Here is a 16480-nt window from a genome sequence, read left to right on the forward strand (position 1 = left end):
AGGATCGGCCGGGATTAATGTTTTTTTCGCCAAAGTTAAGTTAACTCGATGATTTATAAGGTGAAATCGAGTTTGTAGTTGATCGGCTCAACTCGCCGATCCAGGTCCAGCGGATATTCACCGAATCGGTTGATGTGCTCTCTCCGGTACGGTGCCGTGCCGCGCAGGAGATCCTCGGTCAGCGGGAAACCTTTGGCCTGCAGTCCCTTCAACACACGCGTCATGCCCTGCACGTTATGCAGGATCACCATGTTGGCGACCAACTGGTTGTACTTCACCACCTTGCGCTGCTCGTGCCGGATGTTTTCGGCGATGATGCCATCTCCGCCGAAGAACAGCCATTTGACGAAATCGTTGAACTCCTCGCTCTTGTTCGTCGCAGCGTTGATCGTCCGGCGCAATTCTGCGTCGCTGATGTACTTCAGCAAGAACTGGGTGCGCACCGCCCTGCCCAACTCGCGGAAGGCGTAGTACAGCTTGTTCTTGCGACTCGCCGTGCCGAGCCGGCGCAGGATTGTCGACGGCGCGATCTTGCCGGCCTTGATCGAGATCACGACTCGCAGCATGTCCTTCAGGTGCAAGGCGATCAAGTCCCAATCGATGGCGCCGCGAAACAGGCTGTTGATGTGCTCCAGCTCATCGTCGCGGCCGGCGCGGTAGAACTTCAGATCCTTGATGTTGCGGATACGCGGCATCAGGTTGATGCCCAGTAGGTAGGCCAGGCCGAACACCGGCGTACTCTGCGCCTGTGTGTCGCCGTGCAAGGTGTCCGGCTGGATGTCGGACTGGTTGTTGATCAGGCCGTCTAGGATGTAGACCGCCTCGTAGACGCCACAGGGAATGAAGTGGCTGAACAGTGCAATGTACTTGTCCGAGACGTGATAGTAGCCAATGCCGCCGTAACCGCCATAGCGGATGTGGTATTCCGATAAAAGGTTCTGCTCGTACATACTCCACTTGGTGCCGTCGGCCGAGGCACTTTTGCCGGAGCCCCAGTAGCGCGGCAGCGCAAAACGATTGTAGGCGTTGATCACCTTGAAGATCGCCTTGTCGAGCCGCTGCTCGGTCACATGCTTGAGATTGAGCCAGGCGACTTGCTTGCGGCTCAGTCCCTTGACCGATCTGGCCGTTTGTGTCGGTCCGAGATTACAGCCGTAGCAGAACAAGGTCGTGATGAAACGCTTGCGTGGGGCGTCGATTTTGGACTCGAAGCCGGACAGCGGGCCGAACAGACGATGCAGGTCAAGCCAATTTTCCACCTCGGTCAGCACGTCGAGGATGCTGGCCTCGGGAAGCTGGCTGCGGATCGCTTCGTCGACCATTTCCTGTTCCGCGGGCGGCTTCTGCTTTTCCGGACGGCGGATGATCAGGCCCGATTCATCGATATCGACGCCTGAGTTTTCCGGGAAATTACGGTCGACCGCGCGTGCCAGCTCCTTCATCTCGCGTCGCAGCTTGGCAACAAACTCCCTCGGCTCGACCGGCAAGCCGACCATCTCGCTATAGCCTTGCACCTCGCATTCATACTCTTCCCAGCTCACCAAGTGGTTGCGGTAGTCGTCGTAGTCGCCGCTATGTTCAACGAACAGGTCGCCCGACTTCAAGGCGATCATCACTTCGGAGAACACGGCCAGCTCGTAATACTTGCGGTGGTAAGTGGACGGCTCGACGTGCTGGCGGCGTCCAAAGACCAGATCGCGCCACTTGTCTGCCATCCAGTCGTGGTCGGCGACGTCCATGCCGCTCTCGGCAACCGAAATGTGCTCGCGGTGACTGGAACGGTATTTTTGAACCTGCGCGATCGAGCGCAACAGGCTCGTGTCCTGGGAGCTTGAGCGTAGTTCCAATGCCTCCAGGCATTTGAACAGGAGACTGCGCTTGCCCGGGTAGTTGTTGAGCATGAACGGGAAATAGTTGTTCCCGGCGTAGGCCATGTGTTCGTCACAAGCGCCAATCCACCGTTCGGCATCGCCGTCGAGCACAGTCTCAACGCGGGCAACGCGCTGATCGTTGGTTCCCTCTTCGCTAAACACGGTTAGCACATCGCGAAACTGACCGATCAGGCGCTCCACCTGCTGGGCCTGCTGCAGATGATATTGCCGTAAGCGCTCTTCGGCCGCGCTGTGCATGTTGCGCAGGGTCTTGATGAAGATGTCGGCAATATCGTCCATCGCCTTTTGCAACTGGGTCTGGACCAGCAGCACGGCAAGCGTGTAGCGCTTGAGCGGCTTCATCGCCCGCATCTCGGCCAGATCGAGCGCCCGAGCCTCCAAGACCAGTTGCTCGCGCTTGGCGGCGGCAATCTGGCTCGTATCCGGCAAATCCTTCGACAAGATCATCATGTTGTCGATGTGGGACAGGAAATCGGTCACTTCGCGCACATTGGGCTGTTTCGGCTCCCGCTTCAAGCCGTCCCACTGACTGCGGCCGGCCACGGTCCTGAACAGGCCATCCAGGCGGGCAATAACGGCGTTCGGCAATTGCCCCGCAACCGACTTGTAAATGCGTTCGTTGACGGTTGCCCGCGCGTTGATCGACATCCGATACAAGTCGGTGTAACTCGGCAGCTCAAAGCGGCGCTGCACCAGTTCCTCAATGAGCACATTGATGATGTCGGCCAGTTCCTGCTTGGTCTGCGCTGCCTGCAGCGCCTGGCCTTGCAGCCAGGTTTCGTCGGTTGCTGTCAGCTCTCGGATGCCGACAAATTCACGCAAGTATGCGCGGTGCCGGTGTTTGGTGCCGGATTTGTCATAACGGGCCAACGCCGCCTTGGTCGGTACTCTAACCTCGGCGCGGCTGCAAACGTGCTTGACGATCTCCGTCGGTACGCCGGTAAGCGCGACGAAATAACCCAGGCGCTGCAGCAGTTTCAGCTGGACCAGCAAGAAGGTCTGGAGAGTAACTTGGCGGTAGCGCGCTGCAACGAATTTTAACTCCGCCGGCGTCGGGGTATAGATGGCAATGAGTTCCTGCTCGGTGAACTCTTCCTTGAGTCGAGGATATGCGGTTTCGTATGCGCTGCTCATTGCACCTGCTTGCCTGGCGCTTGATGGTCAATTGAATAAGGCGAGAACTTGATGGCCTGCGACTGCGCCGGAGAACGGGTTGGCGCATTTCTGCAAGTGGTCCGTCGACTGGAGCACAGGGCGTAAACGCCAACTCGCCTAAGCGCGCCATCGATGTCTCATTCCGTCCCCATGGCACTTCGACCTTGCCATTCAGCAGCCTTTGTGCGGCGCGCTGAAATCTCCGGGGTTAGTGCGACGACTGCAGCCTCAAGACCGCGTACATATTGTCACTAAAGGGATTTCGATCCAGGACAGTCATTCTCGCCAGTCGAAGCCCGGCCTTATCCGCCATCAACCTCAGCGTTGACGGCGTAAAGTAATTGACATGGTCAGGCCAGCGAAAGCCGCACCACCGACGTCCGCGTAACATGCGGTTCAAACACCCGTAATTCGGGACCTTAACGATGATCGAGCCACCGGGTTTGAGTCGAGCGCCACAGTTCCGTAAAACCGGAAGCGGGTTTGTCTCGTGCTCAAGGTATGAGGCCATGATAATGACATCGAAATAGCGCTCGCCAAAGTGCAAGATCCCTTCCTTCGCCGAAGCATGGACGCAACTTCCGTTCAGGCGCTGCAGCTTTTCGTTTGATATGCGCGACAGTTCCTGGGAAATTTCAACGCCGTGGGGGATGCAACGCTGCTGCAGCGCTGGCGACAATGTCTTGAAGAGCTCCTTCAACAGCGATCCCCATCCGCACCCGACGTCGAGAATGTTGATGCGTTCGCCAGGTATCGTTTGAATCAAACTGCGAACCAATCTTAAGGTTTTGTTTCGCTTCAAGACCCGGCCGCGCAAGCGCTTGAGTGCAGTGCTGAACGCATATCTCAGCGGTTCTGCCTGTCTGCGTGCATTCGACTCCCTCTCGTACGTTACCTCATATGCAAAGTCGACTTCCAGCTCTTCATACGCCGGAGGATTAGCCAGAAACACAAGACCGGTTTCCATGCATTTCTTCAATATCCACGGTGCCGGCGCATACGGAACATCGGCTTCCTCGCCGCGGCGTTCCAGCAGGGGGGATACGCGATAAGCGCCCTGATTTTCCTTCACAGCTTCCCTCATTGTCTACGTCCTCACATTCAGCTCGTTTGTCCGCGAACCATAGCGTGATCGCATCGCGCTTCGACGATAGCCGGCCCGATGTGAAGATTGTGTAAAGATGGCCAGGTAAAAGCTAAGTTAGCGGAAAGGACAGGACAAAACGGCTTCCACCTTCCGTGCGCGTTTCCAAATTGATTTCCCACCTCAAGTGGTCGACAACGCGTTTCACGATAGGCAATCCCAAGCCCGTGCCGGTGTGTTGATCATGATCCCCGCGAACGAAACGCTCGAATAATCGGTTGCGTACCGAATCGGGGATGCCGGCCCCACTGTCTTCGATGACAAGACGACCGCCTGTCAACCGGATATGCACGGCACCGGCGTCCGTATATTGGCAAGCGTTACGAAGCAGGTTACCAACGGCGATACCGGCAAGCTCTGTCAAGGAGGGAGACGTACCTATTCATGCGCCATAAATAATTAAGTGTGTCTATGAACGCCGCTGCATGGTCCTGACGGCAGTAAGGCACAAGGCAAGCCAGGCCACCCCTTCCGCGATTGCTGCGAGCACATCACTCAAATAATGGACGCCCAAATACACCCGGCTAAAGCCAACCAGCATGATCATCGTTATGGCCACGAGCACTGCCAACACCTTCCACTGCCATGTCGTTGCCATGCTGACAATCAGTGCGGCGGCAAATCCATAGAGCACGGTCGCGGCCATGGTATGACCACTAGGAAAACTGTACGTGGTCGGGTTCAGGTCGACATTTCCCAAGGCAGGACGCGCGCGGTGAAACGCGAACTTCAGCAGCACGTTGAGCAGCATCCCGCCAGGCACCGTCAGAGCGAGCGCAAGCAGCCGATGCCAGAGGCGTTTCCATCCTAGATACGCCGCGAGCAGCAAGGCGAGAAGGCCGATCCCTGTAACATCATGGACTCGGCTGACAGACGACATAAATGCAGTCAATGGCGCATTTGAATGCGCATGGAACCACATGGCGACTGCCTGATCGACCTGGGTCAGGGAATCATTTGTGACGACATCTTCGGCGATCCCGCCGAACATCCAAGTGGCGGTAATGAGCACCACCAAGCCTACCGTCAATTGGAGTCCCAAATAGCTGCCCGGCGTCAGTCGTTCCTGCAACCAGACAATTTGCGGGTAAAAACGGCGTCGCAGCGCCTTGACGCGTGGCCCCTGATCTATGCGCGCCCAGCTCCGCTTGATGCCTGCCTCATGGCGTACCAGCCAGCGCCACACCCAGCCAAAAACGATGACGAGCAGCAACGCGCCGCCGAAGATCACGCTCGCGCGCCCCATCCAATGCTCGGCGAAGCGCCAACCCCTGCCCAGAACATATCCCAGCAAGATAAAGCCGACCGACCAGAGCGTGGCACCGAGAGCGTTATAGCAAAGAAAATGACGATAGGGCATGCGGGTGAAACCTGCAACAAAAGGCACTAGCGCACGCGCAAAACCGATGAACCGGCCAAAGAAGACTGCTTTGCCGCCATGGCGCGAAAAGACTTCCTGCGCCCGTTGCAGCCGCGCAGCGCTTATGCCGATGCGGTTGCCATGATGCAGAATCCATGGCCGGCCGAGCTGCCGGCCTAATTCGTAACCGATGTTGTCGCCCAGGATCGCGCCGATCACGGCCATGAACACGACGCCGTCGAGGTCCAGCATCCCTTGTGCCGAGAGAAAGCCGGCCACCAGCACCAAGCTTTCCCCCGGCACGAATACCCCTAGAAAGGCGGCAGACTCCAGGGTCGCCCCCAAGAAGATCACGAGGTAGCTCCACTGGCCCAACCGGCTGACGAGATCGATCAGATAATCAGGCATGATGACTCCTGATCGCATCGAGCCCCATCAGATATGCGGTGCGACGGCAAATGTCCAAACAGCCCAAGTGAGCGCAACCCAAATCCCCACGACTAGGGCCGCGCCCCAATAATTGCGAGGCTTGCGCCCCTCGCGCGCCATCCATGCATCCCCTTGTTCCCGGCATTCCTGCAGCACACCAGGAGGTACCAACTTGACCGCGATCCAGATAAGACCGGGTAACAATATTGCGTCATCCACATACCCCAAAATTGGAATGAAGTCGGGAATCAAATCAATTGGGCTCAATGCATATGCAACGACAAAAACACACAGCGCCTTGGCAAGCAACGGCGTCGCCGGATGTCTGTACGCGAACCAGAGCGTGATCGCATCGCGCTTGATGCGACGGGCCCAAAGGCTGATTTTCTCGAATAACGACATAGCTAAAACTTCTTTTACTGGTTTTTGAATAGTTTGCCGGACCGAGCGATCGTCATATCCGGCACCGACAGACACAAGCACGCATATCGACACAGCCTTTCGTTTCGTCTGCGTAGTATGACAGTTCCCTGATCATCCACTCACTGACTGCTCGGAACCGGGCTTTCGATTGCGCAATCATAGATGATGGCAGGCAAAACGCGAAAACCGACCGGTCTTTCATGGCGCCGCGTCATTCATTTTGCATAGCCGACGCGCCAGAACTCCTCCGGCTGTCAGGTTGAGGCAAAAGCGCCTGGCTTGCAGTTTCTTGGGATGAATCATTCCTGCCGGTTCGTGCCGCGAGCGGTCCTAAATCCGGCTTCTCCTTCAATGCGAGCAGTGCAAACTTCCCGTATTGACCGACAGGCATCAACATACGCCCGGCTGCCTCCGGCAGGTTCTTCATTTGTTCGCTTTCCATGGCGACCATCGCCGGCCCCTCTTCCAAACGCCGCAACAGCAGATCGGGGCGGGCAAGGCGCTCAGCTCTTCCCTGACTATAAAAGGCGGCGGAATACAGACGTCCGCCGCCGATAATAACCAATGGTTCGTCGCCATGACGTCTGGCCTTGTATGCGGCGACCAGTGACTTGGCCGACTTGTACTGATCCCGATCTGCCACGCGCAAATTGATGAGGAATCCTGCGTAGCCGAAACCGGTAATAACCAACCCCAGGGTCAACAGCTTTTCGACCCTTTGTTGCGGTAAACGAGAGAGGCAGGTCGCAATCCATAGCGCCAGAGCTGGCATGCCCGGCAAGACATAGGCCCACAATATATTTCCCGCCAGCGTGAAGAACACGCAGGGCATCAATCCCCAGCACAACAAGTAAATCGGCCACGATCCTTCGTCGCTGCGTCCGTGTCCGACAAGTCTGATATCCCGGTGCCAAACGATCGCCGCCGCTGGCAATAGAAGACTCCATGGCAGCCAATCCGCCAAGGCGAACAACCAGATCGTTCCGCGAGGATATTCATGCGCACTGCCGTACAAATCCCCCGTCCAGCCTGGAGTCACAAACCGATGCCAGTGCTCGCCGATTAAAAAATAGTCGAGAAAGCCAGGCGTACGCAGTTCAGCGGCGATGTACCACGGAAAGACAATGGCGGCAGACAGAGCAGCCCCGCGTACCCAGGGCAACGCGCGCCAGACCGTCAGGAAGCTTTTGGAGGCGAGTGACCATAACGCGATCGGCGCCCCGATCAAAATGAGAGCGACGGGGCCTTTGGCCAACAGTCCCAATCCGAGCCCGACAAATAGCAGCCAGCGTTGACGTGTTTTCTGCTCGGGCGTCCCCTGCAAGCCCAGCCAACATCCACGCATGGCAATGACCGCACTCAACGTTAATGCCATATCGGTCATGACCATGCCGGCCGATAAAAAAAACAGACCCGACCCAGTCAGCAGAACCACCGAGTAAAGTGCCTCACGTTGAGACCGTTGCGCAGCGGTTTTCCATACCAGCCAGACCGTGACTATCCCCATCACCCAATGGGGCAGACGCGCGGCAAATTCATTGACGCCAAACAGTTTAAAGCTCGCCGCAGTCAGCCAGAACGACAAGGGCGGTTTGCCCCAAAACGGCACGCCATAGTCAAACCACGGCGTTATCCAATTACCAAGTTCGACCATCTTGCGGGCAATCTCGGCGTAGCGGGCTTCTGTTGTATCCATCAATGGATACATGCCAAGGGATAACAATCGAAGCAATACGAGCGCCACGAGGCATGACACGACCCATCGATTTTTCAACACTGACAGTGTCTGCGTCATTTGAAGGCCCCAACAACTTCGGCGTGTTGTGGCGCATCCGCGATGGATGAAGGTTGATATTCTTCAAGCAAATAGAGCGGGCGGCGCTTGCTTTCAACAAACAACCGGCCCAGGTACTCGCCGATCACGCCCATGGCCATTAACTGCAAGCCGCCTAAAAACAGGACGGTGACAATTAACGTGGGAAAACCCCTGACAGCATCGCCCAAAAAGAGCGTCTTGAATAAAAAGTACAAGCCGTAAATAAATGCCGCAGCAGCGCAAGCGAATCCAAGGTAAGTCGCCGCTTTCAAGGGTGCGATTGAAAAGCCCGTGATGCCCTCAATGGCAAAGTTCCATAACCGCCAATAACGCCATTTTGTTTGTCCCGCAGCGCGGCCGTCCCGGTCATAGTCGAGGGTGATTTGGGGGTAACCGATCCAGGCGAACATCCCCTTCATGAAGCGATTGCGCTCCGAAAGCAAGTTCAACGCATCAACCGCCCGCCGGCTCAACAAGCGGAAGTCGCCGACATCTTCGGGAATCGGCACTTCGCTCAAGCGATTGATGATGCGGTAAAACGCATGCGCCGTGGCTTTTTTGAGCCATGATTCGCCGCGGCGGTGACGTCTGCGCATGTTCACCATATCGGCGCCGTTCGACCAGGCGGCGAGCATGGCCGGGATCAGCTCCGGAGGATCTTGCAGATCGGCATCAATGATGATGACGGCATCTCCCCGCGCGAGTCGAAGCCCTGCGCTCATCGCTTCTTCCTTACCGAAATTGCGGCTAAAGCGTGCAATGCCGACATGCGGAGTCAGCAGACGCAATTGCTTGAGAATCTGATGAGAGTTATCGGTGCTGCCATCATCAATGTAGACGACTTCCCAACCACCTTGCACACCCGTGAGTGCGTTCACCAGGCGACGATGGAATACTGGCAATACTTCTTCTTCATTGAATACCGGCACAACAACAGTTAACGTGAGCGGAGGCGGTTCGCCAGCATCAACGCTGTAGAGCGGGGGGGAGGTGTTCATCGAAATGTCCAGACACGGTTGAAGCCATAGGTGAAAAACAAGGCAAGCAAAGTCGCCGCAATCTGGCCTATCATGTAATGCCATGCAAAAAGGGCCGTGCTGGCCCAGACCAGAGCGGCACTCAAACTTGCGCCCATCGCCGCCACCACCAGAAATCGGCTGAGCGCGGACCAGTGCGGGGATGCACTGGAGAAGGTGAATCGCCTGTTTCCCCAATAAGCGACCAAGGCGCCGCAGCCGGAGCCGATCGTTGCGGAATAGGCTGGACGTAAATGCCCGCCTTCCACCAAGAGGAACAGGACGAAATAATGCACGCCGGTCGCAATGCAACCGACCAAGGAATAACGTAGAAATGCCATCACGACCTAATGCAAATCAGACTGCCCAGCGTTCAACGATAGCCGGTCCGGTGTGAAGATCGTGTAAAGATGGCCAGGAAAAAGCTAAGTTAGCGGAAAGGACAGGACAAAACGGCTTCCACCTTCCGTGCGCGTTTCCAAATTGATTTCCCACCTCAAGTGGTCGACAACGCGTTTCACGATAGCCAATCCCAAGCCCGTGCCGGTGTGTTGATCATGATCCCCGCGAACGAAACGCTCGAATAATCGGTTGCGTACCGAATCGGGGATGCCGGCCCCACTGTCTTCGATGACAAGACGACCGCCTGTCAACCGGATATGCACGGCACCGGCGTCCGTATATTGGCAAGCGTTACGAAGCAGGTTCCCAACGGCGATACTGGCGAGCTCCGACCGGGCATAGACCCACACTTCATGCGGTGCGTCAAAGCGACACTTGACAGGCTTGCCGACCAGAAGAGGCTTGTAGCGCGTTAATTCCCGCTCAACCACGGATCTGAGTTCTATTCTGGGTGCATCGAGCGTCTCTGGAGCACGGGACAACAGCAGCAGCGCGCTCACACGCTCGGCCGTGTCGGCCGCGGCACGCCGGATGCGTTCTGCAACCGCCAGCTGCTGCGGCCGGCCATCAAGCTGGAGTTTTAACAGTTCGGCTGCGCCGAGAATAATCGTCAGCGGTGTGCGTAGTTCGTGGCTGACATCGCCGGTGAAAAGCCGCTCACGGTTCAAGAAGCGTTGTAACTCATCGGTGCGAGTCGCAAAAGCACGGGCGAGGACACCCATTTCGTCTTCCGATTCAAGTGATGGAAGTGTACCTGGGGGGACGTTGTGGTTGATCGCCTGCGCTAACGCGGTAACTGGCGCAATCACGCGTCTGGCGGTTGCAAGGCCAAGAAAAATGGCGAGCGCCAGACTGGCGACAAAGCCTGTACCCAACGCAATATGAATGAGTTCCTCCACATGCTCAAACTCACTCTGGTCATCCACTACGACAAAGCGCCGCCCCGCATCTACCAGAACAAACGCATGCAGTTCCTCTACATCGAAGAAGAAATCATGAAACCCTGCTTCTAATTGCCGCAAACGCGGGGGGATTGCATCATCGACATAAAACCTAATCCCGGGAGGGGTATCAAGGGGCTCGCCTCGCAGATGTCGACTGATCAATTGCGTGGAGAGCGATTGAAGGCGTTTATCGACGAGATATTGTTCTGCGACTTCAACGGAAATATAAGCGACGCCGGAGAAAAAAATGCCGAGTGTGAGCGCAAGCAATACATACGACCAGGCAATGCGGCTACGCAACGACAACTTATGCTTCATTGCCGTCAACCAATCGGTAACCCACTCCCTGCACCGTTCTCAGCATCGGCACTGGAAAAGGCTTATCCAGCGCCTGGCGCAGAGCGTGCATATGCGAGCGTAGCGCGTCGCTCTCCGGCGGGTCATCGCCCCAGATTGCTTGCTCCAAGGCTTCTCGCGTCAGCACGTGTGGTGCTGCCCGTAACAGCGCAGCCAACAGTTTATAGCCGGTTGGAGTGAGTTCGAGACGGTGGCCGGAACGTGTCGCCTCGACGCGACCGAGGTCGAAACGTAAGTCGCCGAATTCCAGAATGGCGTCGATGTGCTCATTTCTGGCGCGGCGAACCAGCGCCTTCAGCCGGGCATCGAGTTCGATCAGCGAAAATGGTTTCACGAGGTAATCATCCGCCCCGCAATCGAAACCGGTCAATTTATCCTGTATGGTGTCCCTGGCGGTCAGCATGAGTACCGGCGTCGGCCGGCTCCACTCCTTACGCAGCTTCCGGCACAGTTCCAGGCCGTCCAGTCCGGGAAGCATCAGATCCAGGACGATCGCGTCGTAATGGCCCTTGGCCGCATATTCAAGTCCAACGATGCCGTTGCGGGCGCAATCCAGCGTATAGCCGAGCGGTTCAAGAAAACCGTACAGGTTTGCGACGATATCGGGGTTATCTTCAACGAGTAGAACACGCATTATGATGTTTCATGAATTTTGTATTTGCCAATACAGCGCACTGCGATTTTGGTGGAACTATATACGAAAGAACAGATATTCTCGGCGCAAGCATTCTTTCTGATCCAAAAGCAGACTTGCTTGGACGAAAGCACTCCTATGCTGATGGCCTCGAACATACCCGCGTTGACGGCAATTGAGATTCACCGCACGGCCATGACTGAGGGGCGGCCGGGTCTTGGGTTATGCCAAGATGGCCGATGGTCAGGGACGTGGTGGCCCCAGCGTCGAGGGAACTTCGCCACTCCACCTTTCGCAGCAAACTGCCGGCCGCATTATCCTGGAACTGGATGGCTTCCTTCATAGCGCTACACGGTGCCGTCGTGGTGCCAGCCGCCTTTCCACTTGATGTCGTGGAATTGGGCACCGGAGCGGTGCGCACTCGTGGCCATTCCCTGGTGCAGACTGTGATCGGAAAGCTGCGACACTAGCTGAACCGGCTTTGCACATGCCTCCAATATCGCCTTGACCCGCCCGTATGCAGTGATTCAACGAAAACGCAAGACCACCAGATAGCTGAATTATGGTCGCCTCTTCACTCGGCAGCGACTTGCAGGAAATTCGGAAGAAGTTGCACGTTAGGCCAGCACTACTTGAGATAGGATTTGAGCACGGCGACTACCTGTTCCAAATCCTCATTTCGCTGCCTTGATGAAACAGCATCCGGACCGAGGTGTTCCCGGATATGTCCCTCCAGTACCTCTGCCATCAGGCCGTTCACCGCCCCCCGAATCGCGGCGATTTGCTGCAGTATGGCGACGCACTCAGTCTCATGTTCCAGCGCCTTCTCCAATGCCTCCGACTGCCCCCCAATGCGGCGTACGCGGGTGAGCAAATGCTTTTTCGTTTTGATGGTGTGTGGCATGGCGCTCTTAGTGCAGCAAGGTATAGTGGGGTATAGTATATTGATTTGCGGTAAAGGACACCATTCAATGCATTCTTCTTCTGTTGAGGACTGGCGCCACTCCCACGTTTTTGACGGGGGCAATCCGCTGGCCGAGAGAAATACACGCTGGGCAGTTATGCTGACCGTCATCATGATGGGTGTCGAAATTACCAGCGGCTGGATGTTTAATTCAATGGCGCTGCTGGCCGATGGTTGGCACATGAGTTCGCATGCCTTGGCGCTCGGCTTGTCCGTGCTCGCTTATGGAGCGGCGCGGCGATTCGCCCATGATGCGCGGTTTGCCTTTGGTACCTGGAAGATAGAGGTGCTGGGCGGCTACACGAGCGCGCTCTTCTTGGTCGGGGTTGCCGGACTGATGTTGTACCAGTCGATTGAGCGATTGATCGCGCCGACGCCGATTCACTACGACCAGGCTATTGCGATTGCCGTGGTCGGACTATTGGTCAATCTCGTCTGCGCCTAGCTACTCAAGGATGTGCATGGTCACGAGCATCACCATGCACATCACGATCACAAATCCCACAACCATCATCACGACTTGAATCTGCGCTCCGCGTATCTGCACGTCGTGGCCGACGCCGCTACCTCGGTTCTGGCCATCGCGGCGCTGTTTGGCGGAAAACTCTGGAGGGCAAGTTGGCGGGATCCACTCATGGGGTTCCTTTGATTTCCGTGCACTATACGACGGTTGCCACCTCTAGCATTCATGCGGGTTCCAGCGGTGTGCGTCGCAGCATTCCCTTTTAAATCAATCACTTGCTGTTTGTCGTTTTCGACAGGTATGATGGCGCGCATTGTTCTTTTCGCCAAGAATAACAATGGACCACTGGCACGCCTCTTACCTCGGCCTGCGTCACATCCCGCCTGAACTCAACGAGTTCGAACTCAACACGTTCTTCACATTTTCCTCCAAAGAGCGCGTCCTGATCGACGAAAGGCGCCGCGACCTGTACCGCCTGGCTCTGGCCCTGCATCTCGGTTTCGTGCGCATGACCGGCCGCACGCTCGATGCGTACCGGCAGATCCCGAAGGCACTGTGGACGCATCTTGGCGAACAACTGGGCATCGCGCCGCCCGAGATCGGCACGCTGCGTTCGCTGTACGACACCCGGCCGCGCACGTTGATCGACCACCAGCAACTCGCGTACCAGGCGCTCGGCTTTGCCGCCATGACCGAGCACCAGCGCCGCTACCTGGTGCGCTGGCTGAAGGAAACGCTGGTCGGCCGGCCTGACACATCGACACTGCTCGCCCAGGTCAAGTGCTGGCTGTACGAGCACCGCATCCTGATCGCGCACGACCGCCTGCTCAAGCGCTTGATTGCCGAGGCGATCCGCAGCCATGAGGCGTTCCTGGAGAGGACGCTCATGCAATCGGTTGGCGATACCACGATCGCTGAGTGGGGCCGGCAGCTCGCCGCGCCGGAGGGCGAGCACGGCAGCCTGCAGCAATGGCTGTGGGCGGTACCGCTGAAACATTCGACGGTCCAGATGGCCGAACTGTTCGACAAGATCGACCGGCTCTACGCGCTGAAGGTGGCCGCGGCCTGGCCGGCGGACGTGAACGAGACCCTGGTGCGCCATTACGCGCGCCGTTGCGCGAACCGCCCGCCGTCGGTCAGCAAGCGCATTCAGTCGCAATCGCGGCGGCTGGAAGCCGCCTGCTTCATGCGCTATGCACTGTGCTCGGCGACGGACCAGCTGCTGGCGATGTTCCGGCGCTGGGCGATCGACGTCACCAACGAGGCCGGCAGGCAGGTCGACGCCGGCCGCCCCGATCTCAAGAAGCAGCTGTGTGGCTTCGCCGAGGCGGTCAAGGCACTGGCGCTGGACAAGACCCTTCCTGCCGACGAGACGCTGGACAAGATTGCCGATCTGGCCGACCAGACGCTCAAGCAGCATGCGCCGAGCCGCCGCAGCCTGATCCGCCTGCAGCTGATGACCAAGAGCGCCCAAGCGCGCGCCATGCTGCACAAGCTGGTCAAGCTGCCGTTCGAGGCGGAGACGCAGCATCCCGTGATCGACGCGATCAACATCCTGCGCCGCCTGTACGGTCCGAACGGCGGCAACGAGCTGCCGGCCGACACCGAGACCAAACTCGGGCGCGTGTGGCGCGAGCTCATCCACGGTAAGGACCGCGTCGAGGCGTTGCGCGCCTTCGAGTGGGCGACGATCTCCGCGCTGCGCATGGCATTGCGCAACGGCTCGGTCTACGTCGACCACAGCTTTTCATTCCGCAGCCGCGCGACGCTGCTCATTCCCGAGGACGAATGGAAAGCCAAGCGCAACCACTACTACGGCCATCTCGAACTGCCGCAGGACCCGAAAATCTTCCTGGCCAAGATCGTCGGCCACCTCGACCAGGGCCTCGAACGCCTGCGCGACGCCTATCTGCGCGGCGAGGTCCGGATCGAGGACGACGGCGTGCACAACGAAGCGCTCGTGGCCGAAGACAAGAAGCCGCATCTCGACGCCCTGCGGCGCGCAATCTTCGAGGACCGGCCGGTCGGGCAACTCCCGAAGATCATCCTCGACATCGACAGCGAGGTACGGTATTCCTGGATGCTGCTGGGACGCGAACCGCGCTCGCGCAGCGAGTTGCTGCTTGTGTACGCCGCCGTCTTCGCGCACGGCACCTCGCTGTTGGCCGCCGATATTGCGCGCATGATTCCCGAATTGAAGCCGGCGGCGATCCGGCAGATGATGAAGCTGGTCGCCGACGAACGGAAGCTGCGCGAGGCGGCCGACGCTGTGCTCGGCTTTATGCACCGCCATCCGATCGCGGCCCATTGGGGACGCGGCGACTTGGCATCGTCCGACATGATGAGCCTGGAGACGACGCGCACCATCTGGCAGGCGCGCGCCGATCCGCGCCGGCGCACCGCCTCGATCGGCATCTACACCCATGTGCGCGACCGCTGGGGCATCTTTTACGACATGCCGATCCTGCTCAAGGAGCGCCAGGTCGGCGCCGCCATCGAGGGCGTCGTGAGGCAGAGCGGCACCAATGACGTCGCCCAGCTCGCAGTCGACACCCATGGCTACACCGATTTCGGTATCGCCGTGGCCAAGGGCTTGAAATTCGACCTGTGCCCGGTCCTGCAGCACATGCGCGACCGCTACCTGCATGTGCCGGTCGGCCACCTGGTGCCGGGCGAAGTGCTCCCCGTGGTCGCCGGCGACGTGAACCTGCACGCGATCGAGGCGATCTACGACGAATTCGTGCGCGTGGTCGCGTCGATCCAGAGCGGCCGCTGCACCGCGGTACAGGCCTTGCAGCGCTTCGGCTCGGCCGCCCGCGGCCAGGACGTGTACGACGGCGGCGTGCAGCTCGGGCGCCTGCTGCGCTCGATCTTCCTGATCGACTATTTCACCAATCCGGCGTTCCGGCGCGAATTGCGGCACGCCCTGAACCGCGGCGAAGCGGTCCATGCGGTGCAGCGCGCCGTCCACACAGGCAAGATCCCGACCGAGCTGGCCAAGCGGCCGGAGTCGCTGGCGGCCGTATCGTCGAGCCTGTCGCTGCTGACGAATGCCCTGATGGCGTGGAACACGCAGCACATGCAGCGCACCATCGAACGGATCGAGACGGTCGGCGGCGAGAAACTGTCACCGGAAGACCTGCGCCGCATCGCGCCGACCAACCTAGAAGGTATCAACCTACGCGGAACGTTCGAGTTTCCGCTGGCGGACTATGCGCTGCGCATCTTGCCCAGCAGTGCGTCCATCCCACTGGAGACAACCAGGACACGGTCAATGTGATGGCATCCATGCAGATCGGCGCTACTCTCTCAATCGACAGTCATGGCATGGATGCCCGCTTCGGCTTGTGCCGCGCGAGCGACGCGCTTACCGGCGGTACCGCTCCGCAAGTCGAATCGATGCTGAAACCCAGCAATTGCAACTGCTTCACGCGTACGGTCAACGCCAGCCGTAGCGTGAGCCGCTCCTATTAAGTTCTTG

The 16480-nt window shown here is 58.2% G+C and carries 14 protein-coding genes and 1 pseudogene; 4 read left to right on the top strand and 11 right to left on the bottom strand.

Features of this window, described 5'->3' with window-relative positions:
• Positions 1-53 precede the first annotated feature (53 nt).
• The 10 genes from AC3WOY_RS29385 to AC3WOY_RS29430 form a co-directional block, all read right to left on the bottom strand.
• Positions 54-3026 (bottom strand): Tn3 family transposase, encoded by a 2973-nt coding sequence (locus tag AC3WOY_RS29385; RefSeq protein ID WP_492429093.1) that lies wholly within the window; start codon positions 3024-3026, stop codon positions 54-56.
• A gap of 229 nt (positions 3027-3255) precedes the next feature.
• Positions 3256-4131 (bottom strand): class I SAM-dependent methyltransferase, encoded by an 876-nt coding sequence (locus AC3WOY_RS29390; RefSeq protein WP_492429095.1) that lies wholly within the window; start codon positions 4129-4131, stop codon positions 3256-3258.
• A 112-nt stretch (positions 4132-4243) separates the two neighbouring features.
• Positions 4244-4555 (bottom strand): sensor histidine kinase, encoded by a 312-nt coding sequence (locus tag AC3WOY_RS29395; RefSeq protein ID WP_492429097.1) that lies wholly within the window; start codon positions 4553-4555, stop codon positions 4244-4246.
• A gap of 45 nt (positions 4556-4600) precedes the next feature.
• Complete coding sequence (locus AC3WOY_RS29400) at positions 4601-5959, bottom strand: bifunctional DedA family/phosphatase PAP2 family protein (protein ID WP_492420098.1); 1359 nt, start codon at positions 5957-5959, stop codon at positions 4601-4603.
• Between the two features lie 27 nt (positions 5960-5986).
• Positions 5987-6382, bottom strand: a complete 396-nt coding sequence (locus AC3WOY_RS29405; protein WP_492429109.1) for a YkvA family protein — start codon at positions 6380-6382, stop codon at positions 5987-5989.
• A gap of 232 nt (positions 6383-6614) precedes the next feature.
• On the bottom strand, positions 6615-8198 hold the full coding sequence (locus tag AC3WOY_RS29410) for an ArnT family glycosyltransferase (RefSeq protein WP_492420100.1): 1584 nt from the start codon (positions 8196-8198) through the stop codon (positions 6615-6617).
• Positions 8195-9217, bottom strand: a complete 1023-nt coding sequence (locus AC3WOY_RS29415; RefSeq protein ID WP_492429099.1) for a glycosyltransferase family 2 protein — start codon at positions 9215-9217, stop codon at positions 8195-8197. The genes AC3WOY_RS29410 and AC3WOY_RS29415 overlap by 4 nt, the downstream gene beginning before the upstream one ends.
• Positions 9214-9576, bottom strand: coding sequence for a GtrA family protein (locus AC3WOY_RS29420; protein ID WP_492420102.1), 363 nt, complete (start codon positions 9574-9576; stop codon positions 9214-9216). Before AC3WOY_RS29420 ends, AC3WOY_RS29415 begins: the two co-directional genes overlap by 4 nt.
• 84 nt (positions 9577-9660) lie before the next feature.
• Positions 9661-10899, bottom strand: a complete 1239-nt coding sequence (locus AC3WOY_RS29425; RefSeq protein ID WP_492420103.1) for a sensor histidine kinase — start codon at positions 10897-10899, stop codon at positions 9661-9663.
• A complete protein-coding gene (locus tag AC3WOY_RS29430; protein ID WP_492420105.1) occupies positions 10889-11572 on the bottom strand; it encodes a response regulator transcription factor in 684 nt (227 codons plus the stop codon). Before AC3WOY_RS29430 ends, AC3WOY_RS29425 begins: the two co-directional genes overlap by 11 nt.
• Positions 11573-11583: 11 nt before the next feature.
• On the opposite strand from AC3WOY_RS29430, the gene AC3WOY_RS29435 reads away from it, so the two are divergent.
• Entirely contained in the window at positions 11584-11751 is a 168-nt protein-coding gene (locus AC3WOY_RS29435; RefSeq protein ID WP_492420107.1) for a hypothetical protein, read from the top strand.
• A 449-nt stretch (positions 11752-12200) separates the two neighbouring features.
• On the opposite strand, the gene AC3WOY_RS29440 is transcribed toward AC3WOY_RS29435, so the two are convergent.
• The gene (locus AC3WOY_RS29440; RefSeq protein WP_492420109.1) at positions 12201-12476 is read right to left on the bottom strand and encodes a metal/formaldehyde-sensitive transcriptional repressor; all 276 of its coding nucleotides are present in this window, start codon (positions 12474-12476) and stop codon (positions 12201-12203) included.
• A gap of 67 nt (positions 12477-12543) precedes the next feature.
• Between AC3WOY_RS29440 and AC3WOY_RS29445 the strand changes: the two are divergent.
• The 3 genes and pseudogenes from AC3WOY_RS29445 to AC3WOY_RS29455 form a co-directional block, all read left to right on the top strand.
• Positions 12544-13182: pseudogene (locus AC3WOY_RS29445) on the top strand (cation diffusion facilitator family transporter); the annotation flags it as partial.
• Positions 13183-13336: 154 nt separating this feature from the next.
• Positions 13337-16279, top strand: a complete 2943-nt coding sequence (locus AC3WOY_RS29450; RefSeq protein WP_492420111.1) for a Tn3 family transposase — start codon at positions 13337-13339, stop codon at positions 16277-16279.
• Positions 16276-16473 carry a hypothetical protein gene (locus AC3WOY_RS29455; protein WP_492420113.1) on the top strand — a complete coding sequence of 66 codons (198 nt, stop codon included), beginning with the start codon at positions 16276-16278 and terminating at the stop codon, positions 16471-16473. Before AC3WOY_RS29450 ends, AC3WOY_RS29455 begins: the two co-directional genes overlap by 4 nt.
• Positions 16474-16480: the final 7 nt, after the last annotated feature.

This window comes from Noviherbaspirillum sp. FW303-A3 (genome assembly GCF_058788695.1).

What these genes read in the sequence shown, in the direction of transcription:
- AC3WOY_RS29385 (WP_492429093.1), bottom strand. Translation starts at nt 3,026, where the DNA reads ATGAGCAGCGCATACGAAACCGCATATCCTCGACTCAAGGAAGAGTTC.
- AC3WOY_RS29390 (WP_492429095.1), bottom strand. Translation starts at nt 4,131, where the DNA reads ATGAGGGAAGCTGTGAAGGAAAATCAGGGCGCTTATCGCGTATCCCCC.
- AC3WOY_RS29400 (WP_492420098.1), bottom strand. Translation starts at nt 5,959, where the DNA reads ATGCCTGATTATCTGATCGATCTCGTCAGCCGGTTGGGCCAGTGGAGC.
- AC3WOY_RS29405 (WP_492429109.1), bottom strand. Translation starts at nt 6,382, where the DNA reads ATGTCGTTATTCGAGAAAATCAGCCTTTGGGCCCGTCGCATCAAGCGC.
- AC3WOY_RS29410 (WP_492420100.1), bottom strand. Translation starts at nt 8,198, where the DNA reads ATGACGCAGACACTGTCAGTGTTGAAAAATCGATGGGTCGTGTCATGC.
- AC3WOY_RS29415 (WP_492429099.1), bottom strand. Translation starts at nt 9,217, where the DNA reads ATGAACACCTCCCCCCCGCTCTACAGCGTTGATGCTGGCGAACCGCCT.
- AC3WOY_RS29420 (WP_492420102.1), bottom strand. Translation starts at nt 9,576, where the DNA reads ATGGCATTTCTACGTTATTCCTTGGTCGGTTGCATTGCGACCGGCGTG.
- AC3WOY_RS29425 (WP_492420103.1), bottom strand. Translation starts at nt 10,899, where the DNA reads ATGAAGCATAAGTTGTCGTTGCGTAGCCGCATTGCCTGGTCGTATGTA.
- AC3WOY_RS29430 (WP_492420105.1), bottom strand. Translation starts at nt 11,572, where the DNA reads ATGCGTGTTCTACTCGTTGAAGATAACCCCGATATCGTCGCAAACCTG.
- AC3WOY_RS29435 (WP_492420107.1), top strand. Translation starts at nt 11,584, where the DNA reads ATGAATTTTGTATTTGCCAATACAGCGCACTGCGATTTTGGTGGAACT.
- AC3WOY_RS29440 (WP_492420109.1), bottom strand. Translation starts at nt 12,476, where the DNA reads ATGCCACACACCATCAAAACGAAAAAGCATTTGCTCACCCGCGTACGC.
- AC3WOY_RS29450 (WP_492420111.1), top strand. Translation starts at nt 13,337, where the DNA reads ATGGACCACTGGCACGCCTCTTACCTCGGCCTGCGTCACATCCCGCCT.